The 13,430-nt window shown below is 60.3% G+C and carries 12 protein-coding genes and 2 pseudogenes; all 14 read right to left on the reverse strand.

Annotated features, from left to right (window positions below):
• Window positions 1-38: 38 nt before the first annotated feature.
• The 14 genes and pseudogenes from C3F42_RS08650 to C3F42_RS08710 all read right to left on the reverse strand — a co-directional run bounded on the left by C3F42_RS08650 (window position 39) and on the right by C3F42_RS08710 (window position 13,413).
• Entirely contained in the window at window positions 39-1,061 is a 1,023-nt protein-coding gene (locus tag C3F42_RS08650) for a glycosyltransferase family 4 protein (protein ID WP_094010700.1), read from the reverse strand.
• A complete protein-coding gene (locus C3F42_RS08655) occupies window positions 1,061-2,026 on the reverse strand; it encodes an SDR family oxidoreductase (RefSeq protein WP_104444274.1) in 966 nt (321 codons plus the stop codon). The genes C3F42_RS08650 and C3F42_RS08655 overlap by 1 nt, the downstream gene beginning before the upstream one ends.
• Window positions 2,023-3,276 carry a glycosyltransferase family 4 protein gene (locus C3F42_RS08660; protein ID WP_094010702.1) on the reverse strand — a complete coding sequence of 418 codons (1,254 nt, stop codon included), beginning with the start codon at window positions 3,274-3,276 and terminating at the stop codon, window positions 2,023-2,025. Before C3F42_RS08660 ends, C3F42_RS08655 begins: the two co-directional genes overlap by 4 nt.
• Window positions 3,277-3,284: 8 nt before the next feature.
• The gene (gene wecB, locus C3F42_RS08665) at window positions 3,285-4,415 is read right to left on the reverse strand and encodes a non-hydrolyzing UDP-N-acetylglucosamine 2-epimerase (RefSeq protein WP_104444275.1); all 1,131 of its coding nucleotides are present in this window, start codon (window positions 4,413-4,415) and stop codon (window positions 3,285-3,287) included.
• A 19-nt stretch (window positions 4,416-4,434) separates the two neighbouring features.
• Entirely contained in the window at window positions 4,435-5,553 is a 1,119-nt protein-coding gene (locus tag C3F42_RS08670; RefSeq protein ID WP_094010704.1) for an NAD-dependent epimerase/dehydratase family protein, read from the reverse strand.
• Window positions 5,554-5,557: 4 nt separating this feature from the next.
• Window positions 5,558-6,592: a polysaccharide biosynthesis protein gene (locus tag C3F42_RS08675; protein ID WP_094010705.1), complete on the reverse strand. Its 1,035-nt coding sequence runs from the start codon at window positions 6,590-6,592 to the stop codon at window positions 5,558-5,560.
• A gap of 52 nt (window positions 6,593-6,644) precedes the next feature.
• A pseudogene (locus C3F42_RS30210) lies at window positions 6,645-6,809 on the reverse strand (DapH/DapD/GlmU-related protein); the annotation flags it as partial.
• 114 nt (window positions 6,810-6,923) lie between these two features.
• Window positions 6,924-7,097, reverse strand: a pseudogene (locus C3F42_RS30215) (hypothetical protein); the annotation flags it as partial.
• Window positions 7,094-8,521 (reverse strand): hypothetical protein, encoded by a 1,428-nt coding sequence (locus C3F42_RS08685; protein WP_094010707.1) that lies wholly within the window; start codon window positions 8,519-8,521, stop codon window positions 7,094-7,096. The gene C3F42_RS08685 and the pseudogene C3F42_RS30215, both read right to left, overlap by 4 nt.
• Window positions 8,522-8,603: 82 nt before the next feature.
• Complete coding sequence (locus C3F42_RS08690) at window positions 8,604-9,836, reverse strand: lipopolysaccharide biosynthesis protein (RefSeq protein WP_094010708.1); 1,233 nt, start codon at window positions 9,834-9,836, stop codon at window positions 8,604-8,606.
• A 152-nt stretch (window positions 9,837-9,988) separates the two neighbouring features.
• A complete protein-coding gene (locus C3F42_RS08695; RefSeq protein ID WP_094010709.1) occupies window positions 9,989-10,702 on the reverse strand; it encodes a cytidylyltransferase domain-containing protein in 714 nt (237 codons plus the stop codon).
• A complete protein-coding gene (gene hisH, locus C3F42_RS08700; RefSeq protein WP_094010710.1) occupies window positions 10,702-11,349 on the reverse strand; it encodes an imidazole glycerol phosphate synthase subunit HisH in 648 nt (215 codons plus the stop codon). The genes C3F42_RS08695 and hisH overlap by 1 nt, the downstream gene beginning before the upstream one ends.
• Window positions 11,342-12,100 (reverse strand): imidazole glycerol phosphate synthase subunit HisF, encoded by a 759-nt coding sequence (gene hisF / locus C3F42_RS08705; RefSeq protein ID WP_094010711.1) that lies wholly within the window; start codon window positions 12,098-12,100, stop codon window positions 11,342-11,344. The genes hisH and hisF overlap by 8 nt, the downstream gene beginning before the upstream one ends.
• Window positions 12,100-13,413 carry an N-acetyl sugar amidotransferase gene (locus C3F42_RS08710; protein WP_094010712.1) on the reverse strand — a complete coding sequence of 438 codons (1,314 nt, stop codon included), beginning with the start codon at window positions 13,411-13,413 and terminating at the stop codon, window positions 12,100-12,102. The genes hisF and C3F42_RS08710 overlap by 1 nt, the downstream gene beginning before the upstream one ends.
• Window positions 13,414-13,430: the final 17 nt, after the last annotated feature.

Below are 13,430 nucleotides of genomic sequence, written 5' to 3' on the forward strand. Positions count from 1 at the left end.
AGATAGTTACCTGACAGAGGCATTGCCTCGATCACCGGCTATGCTCCGTTGCGCTCCAAGGCTCCTGCGCGGTAACGCACCGCCAGCACCAGCAGGGGCGCATACCCTATCAACAAGCCGACAACGCCATCCACGAGCCCGGCCACCACGCTCAAGGCCACGGGCAGCAGCCAGAACACGTTCAACGCCGCCACCGCCAGGGTCACGGGCAGATGCCGGCCATTCCGTCGCGAAGCGAACTGATAGGCATGACTGCGATGAGCCTCGTAGACCTTGTCCCCCCGCGCCAGCCGACGCAGGAGAGTGAAGGTGGCGTCGACGATGAATGTCCCCAGCAGGATCAGCCAGCCCCAGAACAGTACGGGCGACGCCCAGGCCGCCTGGATCGAGAAGATACCGAGGATGATGCCAAGGAAGCCACTCCCGGCATCTCCCATGAAGATCCGTGCCGGCGGGAAATTCCACACAAGGAACCCGGCGGTGGCTGCAGCCAGCATCAACGGCAGCACCATCAGCCCGGCGTGGCCCGCCACCGCATATAGCAGGCTGGCACCAAGGCAGGCCGTGATCGCCTCGACGCTGGCGATGCCGTCGATGCCATCCATGAAGTTGTACAGATTGAGAAGCCATACCAGATAGACTGCGGCCAGTAGCGCTCCCAACCAGCCAAGATCGACCTGCATGCCCCAGAACTGCAGCGGTGCCATGCCCCCCAGGCAGATCAGGGACCATGCGGCGGCGGCAAAATGGGACAGCAGGCGCCAGCGGGCAGCGATGTGCCCATGATCGTCCATGAAGCCGACGATGGCGATCAGCCCGCCTGCCCCCGCACAGGCAAGCAGGGTCGCGGTATCGGCGAAACCAGCGATCGCCAGCGAGAGCAAGGACACCAGGAAGGCCAGCACGATGGCTACGCCACCGCCTCTAGGCGTGGGGACCGAATGCGAACTTCGCGCATTGGGAATATCCATGATGCTCTTTTCCAGGGCATAGCGACGCAATACGCCGGTCATGCCAAAGGAGAGAATCAATACAATAGGACCAAACCAGAAAACGCTCATCAACGAGAACCATCCTGAAGCTGTCGCGCGGTGACCTTTAATGCGTCATCGACCGCAAGAGGGGGCGTCCAGTCGAGCAGATCGAGGGTCTTGTCGATATCGACCTGCAACGAACCACACAGGCGCTCGGCCACGCCGCGCTTACCCAGCAGTGAAGCACCCAGGCGCAGGCACGCGACGGGGACCGGCAATAACCGCGAGGGCTTGCCCAAGGCAGCAGCCATGCGCCGCAACAGCGCAGAAGTGGAAAGATCCTCTCCATCGCTCACCAGGAATACCTCGCCAGCAGCAGCAGGGTGCAACCGGCAGGTGGCGATGAGATCGACCAAGTTGTCCAGCGCCACCAGACTGCGACGGTTGTCGATCAGGCCCAGGGGCAGGGGCAGCCCTCTATTCACCCAGCGCATCATGGCACGGAAGTTGGCCTTGACCCCCGGGCCATAGACCAGCACCGGCCGGATGATCACGATCTCTAGACCACTCTCGCGCCCCAATGCAAGCAGGGCCTGCTCTGCCTCCAGCTTGGAGATGCCATAGGGATCCCGGGGGGCCGGCACATCATCCGCACAATAGGGCCCGCGGTTGCTGGTACTTTCGCCATTGACCTTGATCGAACTGATGAAAATGAAGCGCTTGACCCCCGCCGCGACGGCTGCATGCGCCAGCGCCAGCGTGCCGTCGACGTTGACACGGCGGAACGCGGCCAGCGGATCCGCCTCGCGATCATTCATCACGTGCACCCGGGCCGCGGCATGTATAAGCACCTCACGCCCGGCGAGCCCGGCCTGCCAGTCACTGTCGTCCGTCAGGCTGGCGAAGACGAAGCGGTCAGCCCGCGGGTCCGTTACGGTGCCCCCGTCGCGCACGGCAGCCGTCACCGCAACGCCATCATCAAGCAGGCGGCGCAGCAATGCCTGGCCGACGAAGCCGCTGGCTCCGGTCAAAAAAACCGTTCCGGCCGTCATTGCGTGCGCCTGCGCAGCGTGGCAACCCGGAACAACTCCTCCAGACGGGAAAGCAGCGCCGGCTTGGAGTAATTGGCCTGGTAGTAGTCCTTACCTGCCATGCCCATCGCTTGCCGTTGCTCAGTCGAGCTTTGCGCCAGGGTCCGGGTGATCTCGGCCAGTCCCCGCCAGTCGCCGGACGCACAGGCCAGGCCCGCGCCGGACTCGTTGATCACTCGAGCCGCTTCGCCATTGATCATTGCCAGCACCGGTCGCCCGGATGCGAGATAGGCCTGGACCTTGCCTGGAATGGTCTTTTCGAAAACGCTGTTAGTCTTCAGCGAAACCAGTAGTGCATCAGCACGCGCGAACAGCCCGGGCATGGCTTCCAGCGGGTGACGGCCAAGCAGATGGACGTTATTCAACGAACGCAGTTTCACCTGTTCGGCGAGCCAGCCACTGACCCTACCGTCACCCACGATCACCCAGCGCACGGAAACCTGTCCACGGAGCATCTCCACGGCATCGAGGATCGCCGGAAAATCTTGCGCTTCGCCCAGATTGCCGGCGAACACCACGGTGAAGGTGGAAGGATCGCTGTCGATCAGTGCCTTGGTGTCAGGCAGCGCGTTGGAAAACTCGTCTTCCGCCCAACTGGGGAAATACACCAGGCGCTCGCTGGCGATGCTGCGGGTGCAATTCTCCCTGACACTTTCGAAAAAGCCGTGGGACTGCAGCAGCAGGTAGTCGGCTCGGTTGTAGATCCAGGACACCAACTTGCCCACGACACCCAGCACCTTCGGGTTGCGCACCACATTCACGGCACGCAGGGTTTCCGGCCACAGGTCCAGGATCCAGATGAACACCGGCGTCTTCTTCAAGCGGCCGATGACGATGGCCGGTATCGCGGCCATGATCGGGGAAACCGCGAAGACGAAGATCGCATCGAACTCACGCCCGCGCACCTTCCAGGAACCGATGACGGAGGCGCTGGTAAAGAACGACAGGTAATTCAGGAATAGGCGGAAACCCCGCTTGCCACGGGAAATCATTGGCACGCGAATGATTTTCGCGCCGGCATAGCGCCGGAATTTTTCTGGCTCCCGGGCGTAAGCTCCGAAGACCTTACCTTCCGGGTAGTTCGGCAGGCCGGTGAGAACGGTGACGTCGTGCCCCTTCGCGGAAAAATCGCTGACCAGATCATTGATCCGCATGTTTTCGGGCCAGAAGTACTGGGTTACCACCAGAATACGCAACTTGTTGTCATCCATGGCGCGACTCAATACCGCTTCCATACGACCCGGTTCACATAGTCGGTATAGCTATGTAGGATCCGGACTACTTTTTCGGAAACATTCGGCATGCTGTAATCCGCGACCAGACGTAGGTCACGTTGCTCGCCGCGGGCCTGGCCAGCTAGGATCTCCAGCCCCTGGAGCACCCGCTCCAGCTCGACGCCCACCATCATGACCACCGCTTCCTCCATGCCCTCCGGACGCTCGTGCGCCTCGCGAAGGTTCAGTGCGGGGAAGTTCAGGATGGAGGCTTCCTCGCTGATGGTGCCACTGTCGGACAAAACCGCGTAAGCCTCGAGTTGCAGCTTGTTGTAGTCCTTGAAGCCCAGCGGCTTGAGCAGCCTCACATTGGGATGGAACTCGACCGCCAGGGCATCGATGCGTTTCTGTGTGCGCGGGTGAGTGGACACCACGATCGGCATGTCATAGCGCTCGGCGACGCCATTGAGCATGGCGACCAGCTTGAGGAAGTTCTGCTCGGAGTCGATGTTCTCTTCGCGATGGACGCTGACCACCATGAAACCGCCAGCGCTCAAGCCCAGGCGCTCGAGAACGTCCGAGGCGGCGATGCCTTCGCGATAGTGCCCGAGCACCTCGAACATCGGACTGCCGGTCTTGATTATACGGTCCGCAGGCAGCCCCTCGGCCAGCAGGTAATCCCTGGCGATGGCGCTGTAAGTGAGGTTGATGTCTGCGGTGTGGTCGACAATGCGCCGGTTGATTTCCTCGGGAACACGCATGTCGAAGCAACGATTCCCCGCCTCCATGTGGAAACTCGGGATCTTGCGGCGCTTGGCCGGGATGACGGCCATGCAACTGTTGGTGTCACCGAGGATCAGCAAGGCTTCCGGACGCACGACCTCGAGGACCTTGTCCACGGCGATGATCACGTTGCCGATGGTTTCGACGCCATTGTTGCCGGCTGCATTCAGGAAGTGGTCCGGCTTGCGGATGCCCAGGTCCTGAAAGAAGATTTCATTCAGCTCGTAATCGTAGTTCTGCCCAGTATGCACCAGGACATGGTCGCAGTGACGGTCCAGGGCGTGGATGACGCGCGACAGGCGGATGATCTCCGGGCGAGTGCCGACGACCGTAACCACTTTCAACTTTTTCATGACTATCTCTTAGCCCCTCTCATTCGCCGGAGGAGCGTACGGGCATGGCGTAGGTATCGGGATTCTGGCGGTCGAACACTTCGTTGGCCCACAGCATCACGATCAATTCGTCGTCACCGATGTTGGTCACATCATGGGTCCAGCCGGGAACCGTCTCGACGATCACGGGCTTTTCCCCATCGGTATGTAATTCATAGGTTTCGCCACTCTGTATGTGGCGGAAGCCGAAGCGGGCGCTGCCGCGGATCACCAGGAACTTTTCGGTCTTGGTGTGATGGTAGTGCCCGCCCCGGGTGACCCCGGGCTTCGCGGTGAAATAGGCGAACTGGCCTGAGTCCCGGGTTTTGAGCATCTCCACGAAGGTTCCACGCGGGTCGGAATAACCTGGCAGCTCGTAGCTGAAGGCTTGCGCGGGCAAGTAGCTGAGATAAGTGGAGTGAAGCGCGCGCGCCAGGCCCGTGCCCACCGCCTCCGTGGTCAGGGTCGAGCGGCTGTCGCGGAAGGCCTCCAGCAGTTCCGCCACCTGACCTACGGTGGTGGAGTACACAGGCTTGACCTCATCTGCCAGGTCGTCAGGCAACACGCCATCCATCAGGCCGATGAAGTGCCTGACCACATCGTCGATGTAGACCAGGTTCACCACGGCGTTCACATCATGGATCTGAATGGGCAGGCCATTGGCAATGTTGTGGCAAAAAGTGGCGACCATCGAGTTGTAGTTCGGGCGCGCCCACTTGCCGAAGACGTTGGGCAGACGGAATACATGTACTGCCCCGCCCTGACGGGCTGCCAGGTCGGCGAGGGCCTGCTCGGCCGAACGCTTGCTGCGGCCATAGGGATTGTCGGCAAGCGCCTGGATCGACGAGCTGTAGACAACCGGAATACGCCTGCCCGAGGCCAGGATCGCGTCACACAGTCGCGAGGTGAAGTCGGCATTGCCCGTGGCGAACTCGGCGGTGTCGTCCGGCCGGTTGACGCCGGCCAGATGGAAAATGAAGTCAGCCGCTGCAACCTGGGCCAACAACGCCTGCGGCACGCACCGGTCGTGACAGATCATATGGACGTCGTTGCGTGCGTGCAGGTGGCTTTGTAGGTTGCGGCCGATGAACCCATTGCCGCCGGTGATCAACACGTTCAAGCGATCACTCCTCGGGCGAAGCGTGTTCACCACGCTGGATCGCACGAATGAACTCCAGTTTCATCAACAGCGCCTCCATGCCGGCGACGTCGAGGCGCTGGGTATTGTGTGAGTTGTAATCTTCCGCCTGGCTGATACGCTCCTCGCCATGTTCGACGAACTTGCTGTAGTTCAGGTCGCGCAGGTCCGGAGGAATACGGTAATAACCGCCACGGTCCTCGGCACACGCCATCTCCTCGCGACTGAGCAATGCCTCGAACAGCTTCTCGCCGTGGCGGGTACCGATGACATTGATCGGGTGGTCGGGTTTGCCGAGTAGTCCGGTCAGGGCCTTGGCCAGGGTATGGACCGTCGCCGCAGGCGCCTTCTGCACGAACAGGTCGCCATTGCTGCCGTGCTCGAACGCATAGAGCACCAGGTCGACGGCGTCGGACAAGGTCATCATGAAACGGGTCATGCCCGGATCGGTAATGGAAAGCGGCAGGCCCTGGCGAAGTTGTTCGACGAACAATGGGATGACCGAGCCACGGGACGCCATGACGTTGCCATAGCGGGTTCCGCAAATGACCGTGCCCGCTTCTTCGAGGCCACGGGACTTGGCAACCATGACCTTTTCCATCATGGCCTTGGAGATACCCATGGCATTGATCGGATAGACCGCCTTGTCGGTACTCAGGCAGACCACGCGACGAACACCGTTCTGGATCGCGGCCTCGAGCACGTTCTCGGTACCGATAATGTTGGTCTTGACCGCCTCCATGGGATGGAACTCGCAGGAGGGGACCTGTTTCAACGCCGCCGCGTGAAAGATGTAGTCAACTCCACGGGTCGCGCCAAGAACACTCTGGTAGTCGCGAACATCACCGATATAAAACTTTAACTTGCTGCTGGAATAACGCTTGCGCAAATCATCCTGTTTTTTTTCATCACGGCTGAAAATACGGATTTCCGCAATATCGGTATGCAAGAAACGCTTGAGAACGGCATTGCCAAACGAGCCGGTTCCTCCCGTAATCAGAAGTTTCTTCGACTTAAACACCTTGAGTCTTCCTCACCAACATCGCTGAATGCAGGGTTTGCCCAGCTTGGTCAAAACGCCATTTTATGTGCCGAGCAGGGTTGCCAGCAACAACGGAAAAATTTTCTACATCACGAGTGACCACCGATCCGGCCGCAACGATCGCGCCATCGCCGATCGTCACACCATTGAGAATGATCGCCCCATGCCCGATCCACACGTCGCGCCCGATCACCGTTTGCTTCCAGGCTTCGCGACCGCCATCACGCATTGTCACGCCGGGGGTGGCGTAGGCGTGGTCGCCACCGACGATGGCGACATTATTGGCCAGCATGGTGAAACTGCCGATCACGATATCGCCATCGAGATAACTGCGGGCGCCGATATAACACCAGTCGCCAATACTCACCCGCCGAGGGAGGACAAAAAGTCCCCGCCCCAGGCGTACATGCTTGCCCACACGTCTGAATCGATAAAACAGCGCTAACTGGAAGCAGGTCAGCAGGCGCACCAGAAGTCGTCTCATGACTGCGACACCCCTCTTCGCTCATGGCATTTGGCGGCGTCATACCACCTGGCAGGGTCGAACAAGGGCTGGACTCGGGATTCGAGGTCTTCGAGCCTGAAACGCTCCAGATCACTACCAAAGTAGATTTCCGGGAAGAAAGACCGCTCATCGCAGACCAGTACCGGGCCGTAGCCCTGGACGTCATACCAGGCCGTCGAATTGACCGTGACGAAAATCGGCCGATATCCCGCGAGCATCTCCCAGGTCCTGGCCAGTGTCGCCCGCCCCGGACGCTCGACCTGCTCGTCCTTGCTGTTGGGGTGCACCTTGACGAACAACGGCACCGCACAATCCACGCTCAGTCGTTCCAGGCTTTCGCGGATGCTGTTCAGCGCCTGCGCTTCGGCCAGGCAATGAAAATCGGCGAAGTTCTGGTCGATCAGGACGATGGAGGGGGGAAGCTCACGCACTTCATCAACAGTTCCCAGGCCCAGCCGTGTGTTCTTGCCCGCACGGACCTGAGGATGCAGCGAGGGGTAGCGCAGGCGATAGAAGTCCGCCTGGGCAAAGTTCACACCGCGAAACTCGCTGTAGGCAACATAAGGAGCATACAACCCGACGCCATGGGCAGTATTGACCACGCTCACGCCTTGGGCGAGCAGTGTCTCGTACAGCGCCACAGCGGCGATCTCGAACTCGTCGCTGGTATATACCCGTTCGACGCCCTGGGCCAGCAACTCGTTGGCATATCGCTGGTAGGCTTGAACCTCGGCGGCGACCACCAGGCGCGCCGAGGGCTGCCGCGAAAGCAGCATGCGCAGAACCTTCGGCGCGCCATAGGGCAACCCGGACAAGGTTACATCCAGCCCCCGTCGCCGACAGTCGCGCAAGAAACGCCACTGACGCAGGACGCCATAAGGGAACGGGTAGAGTCGCACCCGGGAGTCGGTCATCTCCTGCCCGTACATCGACGCGGTAACGTCGACCCAGCCGCGAACCATCGACGCCGAGACGCCGGAAGCCCTGTCGAAGAGCCGGAACAGTCTGTGCAGGACAGCCTTGAACACGATGAACAGCACAGTTGCACGAGTGATGTAGCTCGCTCGCCAAGGCCCCTGGGACACACGCTCTTGAGACTGCTGGGGAACGAAAGCCTGCAATACTTCGATGCCATCCTCATGGACGGCAACACGCTTGCAAGTGTCCGCTTCCGTCTGCAGGAAGTACGCGAGCGCCGCGAGGTTCCTGACGCGCGAGGACTTCAATGCGTAAAGGTTGACCAGCGCCTTGTGCTCGATCGGCGACAGCGCTTCGCGCGCCGCCATGAATTCGCAAACGGCGTAGAAATGCTCGACCTGGAAGATACTCAGCGAATAACGTGAGCGCAGCTCATCAAGCGAAAAGCGCCGGCCGTCCTTTAGGAGGACGTACTCCATGCTCATGGTTTTACCTCTCGACTGCCCTACGCTGCTGCCCGGGCTCATGGCAGGTGGCAATCCCGGGAATGAATGGAAGCGCCCCTTGTCAGACTCGTGTCCTTGCCATTTCGGTCAGGAGCGTCAATCCGAACAACAGGCCAAAGGACAGGGAAACGATCCAGGCCGAAGCGATCGCACCATGGACCGGAAGCAGCGTGACGTTCAGGAGCACGCTGGTAACCGCCACTCCCAGCGTAATCAGCGCCAGTCGACCGGTGCTGCCATGGAACAACGTGAAACAACTCACGATGCGATACATGCCATTGAAAAACATGGCCAGGAACAGCCAGGGCGCATACAGGATGGCCTGCTGGTATGAATGACGGGCGATGATATCGGCAAAGACCCTGAATGACAAATAACCCACCCCGCAAAGCACTGCCAATCCCATGGCGTAGAGCGCCACCAACCGGCCGATCTGCGGCCTTAGCCGGTCATCTTGACGCCCCAGCGCGGCATACAGCCAAGGCGTGAAGGCCTGGACGAAACCACTGGATGCAATGTTGATCACCTGGGCCACCTGGAATGCCAGGGCGTAGTAGCCTGCGACGGCAACGCCACTGAACGCGGTGATAAGGAACCGATCCAGCATTGCCATGCCCCAGCCGGCCAACTGGTACGGGACCAACGGCAAGCCGTAGGCAAGCGAACGACGCAGATAATCCTTGTCGATGCGGCAGGTCAGGTACCCCTTGCGACGCAGAATCAACAACGACAGCAAGCCGCTGCCGCAGAACACCAGCGCCTGGCCGGTCACGGCGCTCTGCCAGCCCATGTCAACCCAATGGATCAGACCGATCGGTACCCCTAGTTGCGCCACGCAGAACACTAGGAAGAACCTGGCATAGTCGAGCGCGGCATCCTCCGACTGCCAGGTGATCAGGAGAAACTGCTGCAGTGCCTGGCCGAGCGCCCCCAGCAAAGCAACCACCAGCAACCCGGGTGACTCCAGCCAGGCGTAAAGCGCCAGCCCCGCACCGGCGGCCAACAGAATCAGCGCACAACCGACGAGCACCACCACCCAGACGATCGTCGACAGGAATACGGGACGCAAATGCGACGGTGCGGTGAAGAAGTCTCGCTGGAAAGATGCAGTGAGCCCAAGCCCGAGCACCTGAGTGGCGAGGGCGACCATCGCGATGAAGAGCGTCAGAACACCAAGTGACTCACCGGCGAGGATGTAGGCGCAATACAACACCAGAAGCAACTGCGCTCCCGAGCCCACGCCATTGGCCGCCGCATAGATGATCGCCTTGCCCCCTACCCCTCTCAAACTCATATATCGTGCTCACCTGGCATATCGCCCAACTGCTGGATGTAGGCATGCCCCGTCACTCCTGAGCGCCTTTTTTCCGCATAAAAATGCCAGCGGCCACCTCTCACAACGCTAGAGGCAGCCCACTGGCTTGCTGTCATCGCAAATCAGATCACTCAGTCAATTTCACCGCCTTCAGGTAGGGACCGCCGCTCCAGCGCATTGAGCGCCATGTCCCAGTCGTCGGGCGTATCGATATCCAGGGATTCGAACGCATCCGTGATCACCATTGGCACGACTCCGGGCATCACGAAACGCCTGGTCTCACGCAGTAGCGCCGGCGAGATCAGGTAGATCGAACCATCCAGCGTGTAGGCCGGCGGCAGATCCTGCGAACGCCGAGTGAGGAAATCCCAACCTAGGAACGGCTCCAGCGAGTCGCCGCTCAGGCGGAAACACCATGCAGGATGGGCGGCGGCGGCGCATACACTGACCACCGGCCGCGAGGGCTGGGCCTGGAACAGTTCCAGCGCCTTGCGGATCGACTGTCGTGTGCGAAACGGCGATGTTGGCTGTAACAGCATCACACCATCCACTTCACCATGCACCGTCTCGTAGCTGTCCAAGGCATGCAATACCACGTCCACACTGCTGGCCGTGTCGGTGGCCAGTTGCTCGGGGCGCAAGCCCGGAACGCTGGCACCATGGATGCGAGCGACCTCGGCGATCGCCTCATCGTCGGTCGAGACCACGATATCCAGCAAGACATCGCTGGCACGCGCCTCCTCGATCGTCCAGGCAATCAGCGGCCTGCCGCCCAGCACCTTGATGTTCTTGCCCGGCAGGCGCTTGGATCCCCCCCTGGCCGGAACCACAGCAAGAATCTTCATCACAATGCAACGAACCTACGCAGGATCGACAGGCCGGCCTCGCCACTTTTCTCTGGGTGGAATTGCGCCCCCCAGATATTGTCCCGCTGGATGACGGCGGAAATGGCGATATCGCCGTAGCGGCAATCGGCAACACGGTGCTGGGCCGCGTCCGGCACCACCATGTAAGAGTGCACGAAGTACATGGCACTGCGTCCGGGCACGAGGCCTTCGAGCAAGCTACCGGCCCACGACTCGCGCTCGGCGCCAAGGCACAGTTCAGACCAACCGATGTGCGGCACCTTGAGGCTTGCACCCGTGCCATCCTGATTTGGAATGGCCTGCACCCGCCCCGGAATCAACCCAAGCCCCTTGCTTTGGCCAAACTCGTCGCTGCTGTCAAGCAGCAACTGCATGCCCAGACAGATGCCGAACAGCGGCTTGCCACTGGCGGCGTAGTCCCTGATCGCACAATCCATGCCCCGCGCGGCCAGCGCCTGCATGGCGTCACGGAAGGCACCAACGCCCGGAAGCAGTAACTTGTCGACGCCGCTCAGTTCTTCAGGGTCCGAGACCAGCCTGACTTCTGCGCCACAGTGCTCCAGCGCGCGCTGCACGCTGAACAGATTACCCCTGCCGTAATCAACTACCGTTACCACTTCACTCATAGACTCGCACCCGAATTCCCGCCGCCGAAACGTCCTCGCGCACCTGCGCGATGCTAGACCGTTTGTAGTGCAGCAAGTCAGCCATGGCGATGGCATCCGCGCCGCTGTGAATCGCATCGACCGCGTGCTGGGAACTGCCCATGCCACCGCTAGCGATGACCGGGATACCGACCGACGCGCTCACCGCCTTTACCAGGTCGAGGTCATAGCCCTTGCGGGTGCCTTCCTGGTCGACCGAGGTCAGCAGAATCTCGCCAGCCCCCAACGAAGCGGCTTCCTGAGCCCATTCGATCACATCGCGCCCGGTGAACTCCCGGCCGTTATCGGTGAAGACTTCCCATCCGCCAGGCTTGCGCTTGGCTTCGATGGAAAGAACCATGCACTGGCTGCCAAAGGCGTTGGCGATTTCACTGATCAGTTCCGGACGGCGCGCGGCAGCGGTATTGACCGCCACCTTGTCGGCGCCACGGCGCAGCAGTTCGCGCACGTCATCCACGGAACGCACGCCACCCCCGACTGTCATCGGCACAAAGACGTTGCGGGCGGTCTGCTCGACTAAGTCGCCCAGGCTGTTGCGACCATACAGGCTCGCAACACAATCCATGTAGATCAGCTCGTCGATACCCTGCTCGTAGTAACGCTGGGCGTGCTCGCCAGGAGAGCCGATGATACGCAGGCCCTCCAGGTGAATGCCCTTGATCAGGTTTTTGCCCTTGACATCCAGGCGGGCAATGAGTCGAACGTTGCTCATCAACGGGTTCCCTGTGGGTTCCAAGGGGTGTAGCGCAGCTTCCACTCACCATCGACGACGTGCCACAGGTGCGGCGAACGGAAGCGGTCGCAGGTTTCCAGGAACTCTTCGCGAGTCATGCTGATGTAGTCCAGGAACTCTTTCTCATAACGCGACGGATACTCGCCCTCGTAACGCTGCATCAGCGCGACGGCTTCTTCCTTGTCGATATGGTGGTTACGGATTTCCTGAGCCGAATCCATCATTGTGCGGCCGACGCCGAACTTGATCCAGCGAGTGAAGTAGAAGAACCCGTCGACCTTGTCATCAAGGCTGTTGTATTTGGAATAGGTACCTTCGGTACGTACCGGGTTGGCCTCGAAACCGGTGTTTTCCACCGCGTAGTAGTAAGCCTCCTGCGGAACCCACTTCTTGTAGTAACCGAGGTACTTGAAGTCGATGCCCTTGCGCTCGAGAACATCAGGCGGCATCGGAAGGTAGCCAGCCAGGTCGACCAGCGGCACGCCTTCATCCATGTAAGCGCCGATTTCCTTGCCCCCCAGCAGCACGTCGCGAACGTCGCGACCGCCCAGGTAGTCGAGGGTGAAACCTTCGCTCTCGGCAGCCTGACTGGCAGATGCATAGCTGGAAGTCTTGTGGGAGATCTTCTCGCCATACTCGCCCGGCATTTCCCCGTAGAAGATCAGCGGGATGTTGAATTGCGCGGCCATCTTCGCGACGAAGGTTTTCTGACCAAGGATGAACGGCTGGAATGGGTGGAGCAGGTTGATCGTCGCGTTGCGGGTGAGCAGGCGGTGGATCTTGCCGTTCGGGGTATACAGGAAGTTGTCGAAACCACCGACGTGCAACCAATTCTGGAAGTTCTTCCAGCCGATGTCGGTATACAGGTGCGGCGACCAGGTTACGGTCAGCGGGTTCATGCCGTACTTGTACTTGAGCAAGTGTGACTGCATGGCGCTGTCCTTGCCACCACTGCCACCGACGATGCAGTCATAGGTGCCATCGTTCTTGCGATAACGGTTGCACAGCTCGACCAGTTCGCGCTCCCGCTCGTCCCAGTCGATCTCGGCTTCGTTGCGCTTGAGTTCGTTAAAATTACATGCGTGACAAACACCATGCTCGTCGAAGCTCATCGTGGTCTTCTTCGAATCCTTGCCATGCGCATACTCGTTGCTCGACATGGGCTGCTGATTCGACATGTTGCACTTGACGCAGAATTTTACGTCACGTGGCAGGCCGTAGAAGACTTCCAGTTCTTCTGTGGGCTTGGCGAATCTCGACAGATCTACCGATGCGCTAGGGGTAATTTTCAAAACAAGTCTCCATCCAG

The organism is Pseudomonas sp. PONIH3, assembly GCF_002934345.1.
In the GTDB taxonomy this organism is placed as follows: domain Bacteria; phylum Pseudomonadota; class Gammaproteobacteria; order Pseudomonadales; family Pseudomonadaceae; genus Aquipseudomonas; species Aquipseudomonas soli.